General features: G+C 41.1%; 15 protein-coding genes. All 15 read right to left on the reverse strand.

Annotated features, from left to right (window positions below; genetic code table 11):
• Positions 1 to 45: 45 nt before the first annotated feature.
• The 15 genes from OA91_RS08515 to rimM all read right to left on the reverse strand — a co-directional run bounded on the left by OA91_RS08515 (position 46) and on the right by rimM (position 16,482).
• On the reverse strand, positions 46 to 1,047 hold the full coding sequence (locus OA91_RS08515; protein ID WP_063337906.1) for a sterol desaturase family protein: 1,002 nt from the start codon (positions 1,045 to 1,047) through the stop codon (positions 46 to 48).
• Between the two features lie 68 nt (positions 1,048 to 1,115).
• Complete coding sequence (locus OA91_RS08520) at positions 1,116 to 2,519, reverse strand: DUF4856 domain-containing protein (RefSeq protein WP_063337907.1); 1,404 nt, start codon at positions 2,517 to 2,519, stop codon at positions 1,116 to 1,118.
• Between the two features lie 200 nt (positions 2,520 to 2,719).
• The gene (locus OA91_RS08525; RefSeq protein ID WP_063337908.1) at positions 2,720 to 3,913 is read right to left on the reverse strand and encodes a UbiH/UbiF/VisC/COQ6 family ubiquinone biosynthesis hydroxylase; all 1,194 of its coding nucleotides are present in this window, start codon (positions 3,911 to 3,913) and stop codon (positions 2,720 to 2,722) included.
• A gap of 36 nt (positions 3,914 to 3,949) precedes the next feature.
• The gene (ubiH, locus tag OA91_RS08530) at positions 3,950 to 5,176 is read right to left on the reverse strand and encodes a 2-octaprenyl-6-methoxyphenyl hydroxylase (RefSeq protein ID WP_063337909.1); all 1,227 of its coding nucleotides are present in this window, start codon (positions 5,174 to 5,176) and stop codon (positions 3,950 to 3,952) included.
• A gap of 37 nt (positions 5,177 to 5,213) precedes the next feature.
• Complete coding sequence (locus OA91_RS08535) at positions 5,214 to 6,515, reverse strand: aminopeptidase P N-terminal domain-containing protein (RefSeq protein WP_063337910.1); 1,302 nt, start codon at positions 6,513 to 6,515, stop codon at positions 5,214 to 5,216.
• Positions 6,516 to 6,597: 82 nt separating this feature from the next.
• Entirely contained in the window at positions 6,598 to 7,185 is a 588-nt protein-coding gene (locus OA91_RS08540) for a UPF0149 family protein (RefSeq protein WP_063337911.1), read from the reverse strand.
• A gap of 198 nt (positions 7,186 to 7,383) precedes the next feature.
• Complete coding sequence (gene folD, locus OA91_RS08545) at positions 7,384 to 8,229, reverse strand: bifunctional methylenetetrahydrofolate dehydrogenase/methenyltetrahydrofolate cyclohydrolase FolD (protein WP_063337912.1); 846 nt, start codon at positions 8,227 to 8,229, stop codon at positions 7,384 to 7,386.
• A gap of 137 nt (positions 8,230 to 8,366) precedes the next feature.
• Positions 8,367 to 10,094: a single-stranded-DNA-specific exonuclease RecJ gene (recJ, locus tag OA91_RS08550; RefSeq protein ID WP_063337913.1), complete on the reverse strand. Its 1,728-nt coding sequence runs from the start codon at positions 10,092 to 10,094 to the stop codon at positions 8,367 to 8,369.
• A gap of 53 nt (positions 10,095 to 10,147) precedes the next feature.
• Complete coding sequence (locus OA91_RS08555; RefSeq protein ID WP_063337914.1) at positions 10,148 to 10,867, reverse strand: 16S rRNA (uracil(1498)-N(3))-methyltransferase; 720 nt, start codon at positions 10,865 to 10,867, stop codon at positions 10,148 to 10,150.
• 107 nt (positions 10,868 to 10,974) lie between these two features.
• Positions 10,975 to 12,360, reverse strand: a complete 1,386-nt coding sequence (gene thrC, locus OA91_RS08560; RefSeq protein ID WP_046017849.1) for a threonine synthase — start codon at positions 12,358 to 12,360, stop codon at positions 10,975 to 10,977.
• Between the two features lie 43 nt (positions 12,361 to 12,403).
• On the reverse strand, positions 12,404 to 13,705 hold the full coding sequence (locus tag OA91_RS08565) for a homoserine dehydrogenase (RefSeq protein ID WP_082827845.1): 1,302 nt from the start codon (positions 13,703 to 13,705) through the stop codon (positions 12,404 to 12,406).
• Between the two features lie 183 nt (positions 13,706 to 13,888).
• The gene (locus OA91_RS08570; protein ID WP_063337915.1) at positions 13,889 to 14,626 is read right to left on the reverse strand and encodes a thioredoxin fold domain-containing protein; all 738 of its coding nucleotides are present in this window, start codon (positions 14,624 to 14,626) and stop codon (positions 13,889 to 13,891) included.
• 102 nt (positions 14,627 to 14,728) lie between these two features.
• Positions 14,729 to 15,091 (reverse strand): 50S ribosomal protein L19, encoded by a 363-nt coding sequence (gene rplS, locus OA91_RS08575; RefSeq protein WP_046017847.1) that lies wholly within the window; start codon positions 15,089 to 15,091, stop codon positions 14,729 to 14,731.
• Between the two features lie 72 nt (positions 15,092 to 15,163).
• Positions 15,164 to 15,916, reverse strand: coding sequence for a tRNA (guanosine(37)-N1)-methyltransferase TrmD (gene trmD, locus OA91_RS08580; RefSeq protein WP_046017846.1), 753 nt, complete (start codon positions 15,914 to 15,916; stop codon positions 15,164 to 15,166).
• A gap of 20 nt (positions 15,917 to 15,936) precedes the next feature.
• The gene (gene rimM, locus OA91_RS08585; protein ID WP_046017845.1) at positions 15,937 to 16,482 is read right to left on the reverse strand and encodes a ribosome maturation factor RimM; all 546 of its coding nucleotides are present in this window, start codon (positions 16,480 to 16,482) and stop codon (positions 15,937 to 15,939) included.

The following is a 16,482-nucleotide window of genomic DNA, read 5'->3' on the forward strand; positions in this document are numbered from 1 at the left end:
GAAAATATTAAATTGATTATAAATGAAATCAATTACCATTTATATTTAAACCCTACGCTTTTCTAATACCACCTTCAGTTTTTTAACCACTAATTGACAAGGTTCAATACATAGAAAGCGAGCTGATTGCAAAAAAGGCAATAGATACAAAGCAAGTAGAGAATTATGATTCTTTCCTGTATTCGAGCCCAATCCAAATTTAAGCGTTTGAGTTGGATCGGAATGATGCAAGCTCTTAAACCACTTATCCCAACAGGCTAACACGACACCAAAATTCTTATCCCAATGCTCTCTCGCCACAGAGTGATGAATTTGATGTTGAGCAGGCGAAATTAAAACTTTCTCAAGCCAATGAGGGTAACAAAGCATCACATTCGAATGACGCAAATTAGCCCCTAGAAGATTAAAAGCAAAAATCACGACATTCACACCCAATACCATGTAAATATCCACTTGATTAGGGAATAAATAAAAGAACAAGGCAATTGAAAAGCCTTGGCTTAACGTTGAACGTAAAGAGAAGAGCACAGACTCTACTGGATGCGTTCTAAACACAGTAAAAGGATTTAGCTCTGTTGCGGAATGATGTACCTGATGAAAAGCCCATAAAAATTGCCATTTGTGCATCAATCTATGCAGATAAAATCGACAAAAGTCATCTAACACAAACTGAAAAATCGTGAAGCAGAGCACGACCAACCAGGTTGGCCAAATATTCGCCTCAAGTTTATCAGGCATTAACCAATGCCATTGCTCAAACAACCAGATAGCAACCAGCATCTTAGCTAATAAAAAAGGTGAGATTAACTTAAGAACAAAGGCATTAATGACTAAGGTTTTATAGTCAGCAAATGCAGTTGCTGATAGCCAAACTTTGGCCTGAAAGACATGACGCAGAGCGTTTTTTATGGAAAGCTTACTAAAAAGGGTTAAACATAAAATCGCTATAATGAAAGCACTTACTAAATAAGCTAATGACACTCTCTTTTGAGGGCTAATTAGACCCCCAAAAAGTGTTTGCCAATACTCATTCCAGAATACTTCCATTACAGCATAATCTCATACTCTCTTAGTTAGCCTTAAATAGACTAACTAAGATAAACAACTAATGGCTATTAGTCGTTTTCGATAGAAGTTGAAGAGCTAAGTTTAGCTGCTAACTCATCCATACCCGCAAGAACATCATTTGAACGAGCTTTCAGGTTAAAGCGCTCAGCCAATAGCAACTGAATCTTCATCATGTGTAATTTGTACTCTTCCATTGAAATGCTTGAAGACTGTACAAACTCACCTTTAACATTACGAGCAATCACTTGTGTATCACCAAGCAATACTGGGCTAAAACCAGTTAAGCGATTCAATTTAACCGCTGTTTCACCTAGATCTTCACCGCCAACTTGTAATGCCATAGCAAAACCTTTTAGCTCACCCCAATGTTTTGCATAAGCACGGTATGCTTTAGTCACATCACCATTTGCTTCTTGGATTACACTTAACTTATCAAGGTCTTTATACACAGAACCAGCATATTTAAACGCAGCTTCTGCAATCACTTGCTGCCAGTTTACGCGAATAGTATTCACATAATCATTTAGCTTAGCCATCTGAGCTTGGTCAAGTTTAGTACCCTGAGCGTCATGAATTAATGCACGGCCATCGTAGAATGCACTAACGATGTTATTTAGGTAGTTAGTTTTGCCTGATTTATCAGAACCGGCAGCATAGTATGCGTGCGCATAAACCATTTCGGTTTTAAGATCGACAACACCATCTTTGTTATAATCAGCTGCTGAGAAATACTTAGGGTCTTTCTTAGCAATACCGTACAAACTTTTAGCATCTAGTGTTAGAGCGTGAGCTGGTGCACCGAAATAACCAAAAGCTTCATCCCAATAATGCTCTTTTGCAGAGTATGCAGCCCCTTCTTTGTAAGCTTTATCATTGGTTTTTTTGCTGTTATTTAGTTTTTCGTCTAAATAGCCATCTACAGCTTGGTTATAGAAAACCGCCCCCATGGTGAATTTAGAAATTAGCTGAGTATAGTCGTAGCCATTTACAGGATCAAAACCACCTTTCACCTTAGCGGCTTTAGCTATCATATCTTCTAGCACTTCTTGACCAGTCATATTACCTGGCCAAGCAGTTACAGCACCTTTATAAGCCTTTGAAGATAGATTCTTGCCTTTAGAGATTTCACCAACAGTAGTTTGCTTAATTGCAAAACCCTCTTTAGATACAGGGTCTAAAATGGCTCTGTCAGCATCCTTTGCTTCAAAATAAAGCGCTAATTTAGCGGCTTGATCAGCATCCTGCTTACCTTGTCCTTTAGAAATAGTCTTTTTTAAAGAATTATGGATAACGTGTCTCGCAGCTTGACCGCTATAAGACACAGATGAAGTTGCACTACCTTGGTAACCTGCAACAGTCACTGGAAATTCGTTATAGACTTCACCGGCGAAAACAGCACTAGAACCGATAGAAGTAACAAGTGTAGCAAGAGCAAAAGGTTTGAATGACATGATGGCCTCTGACACAAAGAATTAAATGTACTTACTCAACAAGTTAGCGATGAGAAAAGTGAACCGCCATAAAGTAGCGCATCCATAATGAAAATGCTAGTCGTTATCATTTCTGTTTAATAAAATTTCACTTAAAGCTTACAAAAGTCACACAACCACTTTTCATATAATTGACAGTTATTTTGCAAGAAAATCACATATCAGCCCAGTGCCAAACTAATGATATGATTTTTAACAAGTCTTTGATTATTCATCCAGCCCATTCCCTTATTTCGAGCAAAAACAGCTAAAGGGTATTGTGTTTCATATAAGCGCTTAAAAAATTCCATACTGGCAGACATACGGATATTGTCAGACATTCTGGCTCTTTGGTATCGCCTTAACACTCTGTCATTAGATAAGGATTCGCCTCTTTCCTTTGCTTTACTCAAAACATCAACCAAAGCGCCAGCATCCGCAAAACCTAAATTTGCACCTTGGCCTGCGAGAGGGTGTATGGTGTGAGCCGCATCACCAATTAACGCAACACCAGACTGTGCATATTGCAAAGCATGCCTTTGCCTTAAAGGAATAGAAATAGGCTTACTAATGAGACTTAACACCTCAAACTCATTCGAGATTGCATAATTCAAACGCTGACAAAACATCTCTGGACTGAGTAATAATAAGGCTTCTGCTTCATTGGGAGGAACAGACCAAACAATTGATGCAAAATGACGGCCTTCAAAATTAGGCATAGGCAATATTGCTAAAATGCCTTCTTCACCAAAACTTTGCCATGCGGTATTTTCATGACTTTTATTTAGCTCAATTGTCGCGACAATCGCGTTATGTTGATAATCCCATTCTTTCGTCTCAATTTGTGCTTGAGCGCGCATTAAAGAATTTGCACCATCCGCGGCGATTAATAACTGTCCAGATATGGTTTTCCCATCGTCTAAACTTACCTGCACACCCAATTCGTGTTTTTGATACTGACTAACAGAAGCGGCATAAAAACAATCAACCTGTTTATGATGGCTTTCTAACTGGGTTAGCAAAGCTTGATTCAGCACCTGATTTTCAACTAGGTGACCGAGTTCCCTTAAATGTACATCATCACAACTAAAAGCAATTTCACCTGTACCTAGCCCATCCCAAACTTTCATTTGGTGATAGGGAGTCAAACGTTTAGCATCCATTAACTGCCAAGCACCACTCTTTTCGATAAGTGCTTGAGAATGACGTGAGATGGCGCTGACCCTAGAATCATAATAAGGAAACTCGGATAATTGGCACTGACCATTTCCTTTATCCACCAGTGCTACGATAAAGCCCTGCTGGGCAAGAAGGTTTGCAGCTAGAGCTCCGACCATGCCAGCCCCGACCAAAATTACGTCATAAGACTTTTTCATTATCTCACCTTATTAAATTGTTACTCGCCAGCTCATTCAAATTCGTATGGTGGGCTTATGTACATCCAGCCCCATTGCTGCACGGGCAAAGCTTCCCTTAGCAAGTGGACAGTGATCTAGCGCTAAATTAACTAAATTACGAGAAAAACGAATAGGAAGGTTTTGAGCAGCAAAAACAGATACTAAACCATGACTAGCCGTTTGAATGCGTTTGGCATCTTTATCTTGCTCAATAGCGAATTGATTTAAGTTTGAAAGCGCCCCGATATCTGCACCCTTAGCTAGACTCGACAAGACATTATGGGCAAGTAATGCAACACCTCTTAAAGCAAGATTAAACCCTTGACCTGCAACTGGGTGAAGTGTGTAAGCCGCATTACCTAAGATAGCCAAACGGGAGCGAACAAACTCATTGGCTTTTTGTATTTTGAGCGGGTAATAGGTTCTTTCTCCAACCGCTTTAAAACGGCCTAATCTATGCCCGAATTCAGCCTGTAATTCAGATAAAAAGTCCGCGTCAGACAGAGCCATTCTCTCATCTAAGGATGACATAGATGTAGTCCAGACAAGCGCTGATCTGTCTCTTCCATGAAAATTAGGCAAAGGTAACATGGCAATCGGACCTTCTTTAGCAAAACGCTCATAAGCCCAACCTTGATGAGGCTTTTGCAACTCAATATTGGCAATAAGTGCTGCTTGATCATACGTTTTTACTTGATGAGTCAAGTCCAACTGTTTGGCTAAGTCAGAACGACCACCATCACACATAACAACCAATTTAACTTGATAGTCAGCAGCAACACCAGAGTCCAAATCTAAAACACTTGCCTGATAATAGTCAGCTTTGGCATTTAAATTCGTTACTTTAGCGGGAGACAGTATTTGTACATTAGAAAAGGCTTTTAATTGTGAATAAAGCTGTGTACCTAGGCCTTTGTTATCCACAACGTAACCCATAGCCTCAACATCATAGTCAGTAGCATGGAGCCGAGACATTCCAAACTGCCTCTTTTCTGATGTATGAATATGTTGGATAGGTGCTACCAGATTGGCTAAATGAGGCCAAATTCCCATATCAGCAAAAATATTCGCACTGGATTTACTTAAGACTGTCGACCTATCATCAAAGCTTGGCTGAGATTCCGATGAAGCCTCTATAGACTCCACCATACAAATGTTTAACTCTCGGTTATGACTTGCTAAAGCTAGCGCAAAGGATGCGCCCACTAGGCCACCACCAACAATTAAGATATCTGCTGTCATTAGGCCAATCTCCTACCCAATTTATTCAATTTTAAAATTAGTGCTTCTGCATCAAGGCTTCAATTTCATCAATATCACGAACAAGCCCGTGAGTCAGAATAACAGGGCCAGATTCAGACACTAGTACATCATCTTCAATACGTATACCAATGCCACGCCACTTTTCATCAACTTGCATATTGCCCTTTGAGACATACAAACCAGGCTCTACTGTAACTACCATACCTGGAACAAGTGGACGTGATTCAGCTTCAACTTTATAAGCCCCTACATCATGTACATCCATGCCAATCCAATGGCCGGTATTATGCATATAAAAATCGCGATAGGCTTTATCCTCTATCACGCTTTCTAATTCACCTTGCAGTAGCCCAAGCTCAATCAGGCCTTGGCTTAATACACGCACAGCTACATCATGAAAGTCGGTGTATTTAGAGCCTACAACGACAGCATCAATCGCTTCTTTTTGCGCTTTTAATACTAGATTATAGAGTGCTGCTTGTGGCTCAGAGAACTTACCATTGGCAGGGAAGGTGCGAGTAATATCAGACGCATAAAACCCTAGCTCACAACCCGCATCAATTAAGACTAGATCACCATCCTTGATCTCTGCGTTATTTTCTATGTAATGCAAGGTACAAGCATTACTACCAGAAGCAACAATATTATTGTAAGCGGGCGTTCTTGAGCCTGATTTCATAAAGCAATAATTCAGCTCAGCTTCTAGCTCATATTCCTTCATACCAGGTTTCACAGTTTGCATAGCTAACCGATGTGCTTTGACACTGATTTGTGCAGCCTTTTCCATTAAGGCAATTTCTTCAGCGTCCTTGATCAAACGCATCTCACCTAGAAGACTTGCTAACTGATTAAACTGAGCAGGGGCTTGCGCACCTTGCCTTACTTTCTTAGCCAAGGTTTGTTGCCAGCTTACTATTTGCTGCTGTAAAACATCATCAGAGAAATCAAACCAAACTGACTGACTACCATCTAATAAGCTAATGATTTGCTCATCCATATCGTCTAAAGGGAAAGCCTTATCAAACGCAAAGTTTTCAACAGCACCTTGAACCCCATGACGAAATCCATCCCATTGTTCCTTCTCAGGATCTTTTGGTAGATTAAATAAGATAGATTGTGTTTTGTTAATCAATACGTAAGCACCAGGCTCTGCATAACCAGTCAAATAAAAGAAATGGCTATTCGGTCGAAATTCAAAATCACAATCACTGTTACGAGCACATAACTCACCTGCACGCACAATGGCAACAAATCCTTCTGGTAATTTTGCTTGTAATAATTGACGACGAGCTTGGAAGTTGGCAATCGGCAAATTCATTTTCACCTCTCAAATTAGATGGATAATAGAAACAATAAAAAGCAGCATTTATTTGCTGCTATACACTAAGTTCAATTTAGACTTAATGTATCTTTGTTTGATTATTTTTATCTTGCGGCTGCACTTCATGGTGCTCTGAATACAGCATCATGGCAGACAGTCTGGCATATTCAATCAGCTCAGTAAGGTCTTTCTCATTGTCATTACTGTCTTCTAACTCACGCATCTCACCTTTCATACCAGATAGGTTGGCAAAATCACGCAATACTTGTGTCGTATCATCAGACAAATTCTGTTTTTGCCCTGACAAGCCATAACCCGCTAAGAAGCCATGCGCCCATTCTGCCAAAGTAACACCACGATCACTTAGACTTGAATCTTCATCTGCTATAACAGGGTCCAATGCATACTCGCCATTGGCAAATAATGCTTGAGTTGCGGTATAGAGCTCGACAATGGCATCTCGACTTGCTTCTTCCTTCCAACTTTCAATATCACAAAACTCAACCACCATAGCGATCCAATCTTCTAATAATAAAGTCACACCAGAGGCGAGATAACCACATAATTGACCATGCAATTCTGCTGGTGAAGCCCCAATAGACTCAGTTACAAACACATCCGCAATAAGATCAAAATCTAATGCATCTTTAAGCATTTCAGTCGACATGAAAACCCCTAACCCTTAACTGTTATTAATTCGATAAGTAAAACCTATGCTTACTTACAAGTAAGCCGCACTTTTGATGCGGCTTAGCTATATTTCTAATCTTATTACTCTATATGGCATCAATTTGATGAATTGCAATCATCATAACAACCACAAAGAGAGAGCAACTCGCCTATAAGCGCTCCCTCTTTCGCTGATTTAATTATTTAACTGCTTTAAACCAGACTCAAGCGTTTGCAAGATAAGTGTATTAATTGTCATTGGACCAACGCCACCAGGAACTGGAGTATAAGCAGAAACTCTATCAACTAAAGGTCCTAGTTCGATATCACCAATACCACCTGGGTGATAACCTGCATCAACAACAACAGCGCCATCCTTGATCCAATCAGCTTTAATAAGCTCAGGCTTACCAACAGCACCAACAATGACATCGGCTTGTTTCACAAAGCTAGGTAGATCTTGAGTACGAGAATGACAAATTGTCACTGTCGCATTTGCATTGAGCATCATCATAGCCATAGGTTTACCTAAAATTGGGCTACGACCAACAACGACAACATGCTTACCAGCTAAATCAATATCATAATGCTCTAATAAGCGCATGATGCCAGCAGGTGTTGCAGAACCGTATGCAGGCTCTTGCATCGCCATGCGACCAAAGCCTAGGCAGGTCACGCCATCAACATCTTTATGCGCAGCAATTTCATCGAAGCATAGACGCTCATTAATTTGAGGTGGAACAGGGTGTTGTAACAAAATGCCATGTACATCTGAGTTTTCATTCAGCTCTTTGATAGTAGCAAGAAGCTGGTTTGTAGACGTCTCTTCAGGCAGCTCAATTGCCATAGAGTCCATTCCAACTCGGCGACAAGCGTTACCTTTCATCTTAACGTAAGTTGCTGACGCAGGATCGCCACCAACCAAAATTGTCGCCAAGATAGGGGTTCCACCAGTACGTTTCTTAAGCTCAGTAACTTGAGCTTTTAGACGGGTTTCGGTTTCTTCAGCACATAATTTGCCATCAAGAACCAATGCAGTCATGAATTAACTCCAACAGTAAGTAGATCGTGATTTAGGGTAAGCTATTGTACCTTAGAATCGGCTCGAATAGGCAGCTTACTGCATAATCAAACAGATATTCCTTAGGAATTATTGTCAGACCTCAAATCAATAGATTGTTAAACTGCCTCTATATAATCCACTAACAATTGAATATTACGCTGCCCTCTAAATTCATTGATGTCCAACTTGAATACAACTCGGGCCTGCTCAGTATTATTAGGCCAAAGCGTTAAGTCGATAAAGAAAACGATAGCATCTAACAACAAGCCTTCATTTGGCTCCCTTAGCAAGAGCTTCAAATGTTTTTGCCCTACAATTCTCTGTTGAATAACATCAAACACACCATCAAAGACAGGCTCAGGAAACATCTGCCCCCATGGCCCACATTGACGAATCATTTCAGCAAAACTTAGGCTAAAGTCTTCTGCTCTTAACGCACCATCAGTCAATAAACAATCTTCGAGATCACTAGGACTAACTAGCTCAGTCACCACGGCATCAAAAGCTTGCGCAAATTCCGTATAATGCTTCTCTTTAATACTCATTCCAGCAGCCATAGCGTGACCACCAAACTTACTCAATAAATGAGGATGTCGTTTTGCCAATAAATCTAAAGCATCACGTATATGTAAACCAGGAATAGAACGTGCTGAGCCTTTTATTTCTTCATCATCCACTTTGGCAAAGGCGATCACAGGTCGATAACACTTATCCTTCATACGCGATGCTAGAATACCAATCACGCCTTGATGCCAAGTTTCATCGTAAAAGCACATACCATTCGGTAAATCTTGCTCATCGGCTACAATTTTTTCGAGCACAAATTCAGCCTGCTGCTTCATTTCAGACTCTATGTCTTTACGCTCGCGATTAAGCTGATCCAGCTCTTGCGCCAAACGCTTTGCCTGCTGAACATTAGAAGTCAACAAGCAAGCTATCCCTAGAGACATATCATCCAAACGCCCTGCCGCATTCAATCTTGGCCCGACTGCAAACCCCAAATCCGATGCTTTAATTTGACTCACATCGCGATTAGCAACCTCTAATAAAGCCAATATACCAGGGCGTGCGTGACCCGCTTGAATACGCTGTAAGCCTTGCTTTACCAAAATACGATTATTCGCATCTAACGGCACCACATCTGCTACCGTTCCTAAAGCAACTAAATCTAAATAATCTGCCATTCGAGGCTCTGGGATATGTTGTAATTCAAACCAGCGACGCGCCTTAAGCTCTGCGCGAAGCCCACTCATCACATAAAAGATAACACCGACACCTGCCATCGCTTTACTATCAAAACCGCACCCATGTTGATTGGGGTTTACGATAGCATCTGCCTCTGGTAACTCATCGCCCGGCAAATGGTGATCTGTAACCACCACTTTGATGCCATATGATTTGGCGACTTTCACCCCTTCAATACTTGAAATACCGTTATCCACAGTCACTAACACAGCAGGCTGACTTTCTTGAGCTACTTCAACTATTTCTGGCGTCAATCCATAGCCATATTCAAATCGGTTTGGCACTAAAAATTCTGGATCAATAGCCCCCATAGCTTGCATAGCTAAAACCCCTAAACTAGTACTTGTCGCACCATCTGCATCAAAGTCACCTACGATTAGAATTTTTTCACCAGCTTCAATTGCATCTGCCAAAATAGTTACCGCAGGTATGAGCCCCATTAACTCATTAGGCCTTAATAAGCTGGCCAATCGATATTCCAGCTCTGATTCATTAGTAATATTTCGTGTCTGTAAGATACGCTGCATAGTCAAAGGAATCGCTGAAGAGAAGCTTTGATGACTTTCCAGAACTGGTCTGTGTAGTATTTTCTTACTCATTTAATACTCCTCTAAAAAACGATTGTCTTTGGTTAGCTTTAATTGCCATCAGGTTAAGCAGGGTAGAGTCTGGATAATAAAACAGGCACAGCAGTTTCTACTTTCAAAATACGCTCACCAAGGTGTACACTTTTAAAGCCTGCTTCGTGCCATTTACTCACTTCAAACTCATTCCAACCACCCTCTGGCCCTATGGCGAGAATACTTTCTTGAGTGAGGTTAATCGGACAATCATCTGCTTGATAAGGGTGGGCTAATAAAGCTAACTTACCGGCCATCTCTCTGGGTAATAGGTCTTCAACATAAGGCCTAAAACGGGTCATCATTTGCAACTCTGGCAAGTGAGTATCTCGCGCCTGCTCTAATCCCTCTAGCAAGATACGCTGTAAGTTATCAGCCTTTAATACAGGTGATTGCCAATAACTTTTCTCTACTTTAGCTGAATTCAACAGGATAATTTTTTTTACCCCCATAGCACTGATATTCAACAAAGTACGCTTGAGCATATTGGGACGTGGCAGCGCTAAAACTAAGGTAAGTGGCAAAGGTTTTGGGGCTTGCTGCGTTAAATGGATAATCTCAACCTCACCAAACCCTTCACTATTCTCCCCTAAATATTTCGCTTCCCCCATAAGCCCATTAATAATACCGACTCGTAATTTGTCGCCAGATTCAGCTTTAATCACCTTATTTAGGTGTTCTGCTTGACGAGAATCGAGCTGATAACGATGGGCATCAATTGCCTGCGTAGGGTCTAACAAAATGATATTCATAACTGTGTCATTATCTTTAAGAAAGTAACAAAAGGGGATGTTTCGTTTTAGTAAGGCATTAAAAAAGGCCTTACTCGAATGGAGTAAGGCCTTTATAAAACATTTAATTAAATGTTTTTAGTAACAAAAGCTTGTACATCTTCAAGGCTATTATCTAGCACTTCATAAGCTTCTTCACGCTCAAACAAATCAGCCATATGGTCTGGCAGTTTAGGTGACTCACAACCTGCCTTTTCAACCGCTTCAGGGAATTTAACTGGATGAGCTGTTGCCAAAGTGATCATAGGCACAGACTTATCTTTCCAGCAATGACGTGCCGCATCTAAGCCAATTGCTGTATGAGGATCTAGTAGGTATTGAGTATCATCAAATACTTGTTTGATAACCTCACAAGTACGTGCATCATCAACTTTGTAGCTGTCGAAGTTTGACTTAACAAAAGACCAAGCTTCATCACTTAGCGACACATCACCTTGATTAAAGCGAGCCATCAGATCTTTAATAGACTCACCATCACGACCATGAGCATCAAACAATAAACGCTCAAAGTTACTTGAAACCATGATATCCATACTTGGCGATAAGGTAACATTCAAAGACTGACGACTCATGTCATTTTCAGCAATAACACGGTGCAGAATATCGTTTTGGTTAGTCGCAACCACAAGCTGATCAACAGGCAAACCCATTTGCTTAGCAAGGTAACCCGCAAAAATATCACCAAAGTTACCTGTCGGTACCGAGAAAGACACTTTACGATGAGGCCCACCAACAGATAAAGCCGAGGAGAAGTAATAAACAATCTGAGCCATAATACGCGCCCAGTTGATTGAGTTTACCGCGCCAAGTTTACCGCCATTCAAGAAAGACTGATCAGCAAAACTGTTTTTAACCATGCCCTGACAATCATCAAAATTACCCTTCACAGCAATATTGAAAACATTATCATCGATAACACTTGTCATTTGACGGCGCTGGACATCAGAAACACGCTGATAAGGATGCAAAATAAAGATTTTAAGGTGATCAGAATGACGACAACCTTCAATCGCAGCAGATCCTGTATCACCAGAGGTAGCACCAAGGATAACCAATTCTTCTTTACGTTGACTTAGTACATAATCCATCAAGCGGCCAAGTAACTGCAAAGCAAAATCTTTAAATGCCAAAGTTGGGCCACGGAACAACTCTAATACCCATTCGTTGTTATCCGTCTGCACCATAGGCGCAACCGCTTTATGATCAAAACCTGCATAGGCTTCATCAATCATACGACGAAATTCATCATCTGGAATTTCACCTGCAACAAAAGGAGACATCACCTTAAATGCAAGCTCTTGGTAACTAAGGTCAGCCCAAGAAGCAATTTCTTCTTGGCTAAATTTTGGTAATTCTTCTGGCACATACAAGCCGCCATCATTAGCAAGTCCCGCTAATAAAACATCACCAAATGACAGTGCTGGTGCATCTCCACGAGTGGATATGTATTTCATAATCTTTTCTCTATAAAACTAAACTGACAATTCACTTGGTAACTTAAGCTAAGCTCTCAACACGAATACGCTGAACTTTACCCGCCACATCAGGCAAGGCTTCGATTGCTGCAATCGCCGCATTCATATTTGATTCTTTCACTGTGTGAGTCATTACAACAAGCGAAACAAGTTCAATATCATCACGCTCACGCTGAATAACAGACTCAATGCTGATGCCGTTTTCTGATAAAAGCTGAGTAATGTTCGCTAGAACACCTGCTCTATCCTGAATTGTCATATTTAAGAAATAACCACATTCCACTTCTGAAATTGGCAGAACTTTTAGGTCAGATAAAGCATTTGCTTGGAAAGCCAAATGTGGAACACGATTATCAGGATCAGCCGTTAATGTACGAGCCACATCGATCACATCAGCCACAACAGAAGACCCTGTTGGTAAAGCACCTGCACCTGCACCATAAGTCAAAGTAGGTCCGACAGCATCGCCTTGGACCATAACAGCATTCATTACGCCATTTACATTAGCTAATAACTGCTTTTTAGAGATCAAAGTTGGATGCACTCTCAGTTCAACACCTTTTTGAGTGCGACGAGCAATACCAAGGTGCTTAATGTAATACCCTAGTTCGCTTGCAAAGCTCACATCCTGTGCTGTGATCTGGCTAATACCTTCAGTGTAAGTGCGTTCGAATTGCAGAGGAATACCAAAAGCAATGGAAGCAAGGATAGTCAGTTTGTGTGCAGCATCAATACCTTCAACATCAAAAGTTGGATCCGCTTCGGCATAACCTAGCGCTTGTGCTTCAGCTAGTACATCATCAAATGCACGACCTTTCTCACTCATTTCAGTCATGATGAAGTTACCAGTACCATTGATGATACCAGCTAACCAGTCAATACGATTGGCAGACAAGCCTTCACGTACTGTTTTAATAATTGGCATGCCGCCAGCGACAGCAGCCTCAAAAGCAACCATTACACCTTTAGCTTGTGCTTTTTCAAAGATTTCATTGCCATATTCTGCAATCAAAGCTTTGTTAGCTGTTACCACATGTTTGCCATTTTCAATCGCAGTTAATACCAAGTCTTTTGCTACCGTGGTTCCACCGATTAACTCAATCACAATATCGATTTCTGGATTGTTCGCTACATCAAAAATATCACGGGTAATATTTACACCAGAAGTATCAACAGAAGCATTATCACGACGAGCACCCACTTGCTCAATCTCAATGCTACGGCCAACACGTCGTGTAATTTCTTCTGCGTTGTTACGAAGGATGTTAAAACTTCCGGAACCCACAGTTCCCAACCCACAAATTCCGACTTTTACCGGTTTCAAAATAGTACCCCACAGTGCTAACGTTATTTAGATGCGTCATTGCACATCTATGATAAAAAATTGAATCTATTATAACGCCAGAAGCAGACAAAGCCAGCGTTCTAATCAGGCAGTTTGTCTGACTAAAACGCTTAATTCATCTTGGCATGAATGGCTTTCATAGAAAGGAAGAAAAAGAGAGGGCTATAAGCCCAATTTAGCCGCTAACTCTGCCGCTGGTAGATAACCTGGGATAAATTCACCCGTACTTAAAACTAGGCTTGGAGTTCCACGCACACCAATAGACTGACCTAAACCATATTGCTTAGCGATTGGGTTTTCACAGTTATTTTGTGGCACTTTATGACCAGATTTAGCACGCGTCATCCATTCGTTAGGATCGTCAGAACACCAAATACTTACCATTTGTTGGTAAGGCTCAGAACCGATACCTGCACGAGGGAAAGCTAAATATCGAATAGTAATACCCATTTCATTTAATTCAGGCACTTCTTTATGCAGCATACGACAGTAACCACATGAAATATCAGTGAACACAGTTACATGCGCTTTCTCTTCACCTTGTGCTGGGTAAATTACCATTTCGTTTTGTGGTAAAACTTCTATCTGAGCCAGTTTAGCTTCTTCAGTTTCATTTACCAGACCCTCTGGTTCCACACGATAAAGGTCACCAACAATAAAGTATTGCCCATTCGGCGTTGCATGAAGAACAGGGCCAGAGTCTAGCTGGACGGTATACATGCCAGATTTCTCATGAACTTCAATCGATTTAATTTGATATTGAGGCAGGCTTTTACTGATATTATTTTTTATATTCGAAATGGCATTACTTATATCACTCTCTGCTGACAAAGCATGCATTGATTGCAACAAAACACTCAGAACAAGCGTTTGTTTAATGAAACCTAACATTTTCTTCATGAAAACCTCTAAATCCAAACATCCGAAAGATGCTTATTAGGCCATGAATCTATGTAAAAGTTCCATAAAAAAAGGCGACCTAGGTCGCCTTTTTTAAAGAGATTAGCGTTTAGCCAATTTCTCTTTGATACGAGCAGACTTACCAGAACGTTCACGTAGGTAGTAAATCTTCGCTTGACGAACATCACCGCGACGTTTCACTTCGATGCTCTCAACGATTGGGCTGTACGTTTGGAACGCACGCTCTACACCGATACCGTTCGAAATTTTACGAACAGTGAATGCAGAGTTAAGACCACGGTTACGTTTTGCGATTACAACACCTTCATAGGCCTGTAGACGCTCACGTGTACCTTCTTTAACTTTAACTTGAACAACTACAGTGTCACCAGGTCCGAAGGCTGGGACTTCTTTAGTCATTTGTGCTGATTCAATTTGCTGAATCACTTTATTTTTGTTGCTCATGGATTTGACTCCCAATGATTTGGTTTCTCGTCTGGCTGAGAACATCTTCCCAGCCCAACGAGTTCACGTTTCCTACTCTGCCGAGGTTGAATCTTCAGTCTCGTGAATAAACTCTTTCAACAACTTCTGCTGTTCCTTGTCCAACTCAAGGTTTTGCAAAAGGTCTGGCCGGCGTTGCCAAGTTCTTCCGAGCTTCTGCTTTAAACGCCAACGTCTTATCTCCTCATGGTTTCCACTAAGCAGTACCGGCGGAACAGGCGCCTCATTTAGTACCTCGGGACGAGTATAGTGTGGACAATCTAGCAATCCATCTGAAAAAGAATCTTCTTCAGCTGACGCCATTTTACCTAACACTCCTGGAACCATGCGAAACACAGAATCCATTAACACCATTGCTGGCAACTCACCACCGCTTAGAACAAAGTCACCGACTGACCACTCTTCATCAATCTCAGATTGAATTAAACGTTCGTCAACACCTTCATAACGCCCAGCTACCAGAACAAGTTCTGCTTGTTTAGCTAGGTATTGCACGCCTTCCTGTGTCAGCGTACGCCCTTGAGGGGACAGAAAAATTACTTTTGCGTTTGGACTAACACTACGTGCTGCCGCAATCGCATCTTTGAGAGGCTGAACTTTCATCAGCATCCCTGGACCACCACCATAAGGCCTGTCATCGACAGTCTTATGCTTGTCATGGGTAAAATCACGCGGATTAAAGAAGTTAATATCTACCAAACCTGATTTAACTGCTCTGCCCGTTACACCATGCTGGGTAATGGCCTGAAACATCTCAGGAAATAGAGAAATAACACTAATCTGCACTTAATACCTCGAGTCTGCGTTTAAAACTCTGGATCCCAATTAACCAGCATTTGCTCTTGTTTCAAATCTACATTTAAAACATACATATCTGGTACATAAGGAATCAATCGCTCCTCACGATCAAGACTACCTTCACAAGCACGAACAACAAGCACATCATTAGCGCCTGTTTCCATCATTTGAGCAACCTTACCTAAGAGGACACCCTCTTCAGTGATCACTTTAAGACCTTCTAACTGACTCCAGTAATAATCACCTTCATCAAGATCAGGAAGATCTTGTGCTTCGATATAGATATCCAAGCCACAAATCTCTTTAACAAGATCGCGATCTGTATATCCTTTAACCGCAGCAACCAAACCACGACCCTGAAGTCGCCCTTGATTTAACTCTATTGCTTGCCACCCTGTACGGGTTTTAAGCCACCAATGAGAATATTTAAAAATGCCCTCAATTGGATCAGTGTGTGAATAAATCTTCACCCACCCTTTTACACCGTATACAGAAGTAATGCGTCCGACAGCAAGCGGTTGCTCTGGAGCGGCTGCTTGTTTAATCGCAGACAT

Origin of the sequence: Marinomonas sp. SBI8L, assembly GCF_001624705.1 — a bacterium.
Taxonomy (GTDB): domain Bacteria; phylum Pseudomonadota; class Gammaproteobacteria; order Pseudomonadales; family Marinomonadaceae; genus Marinomonas.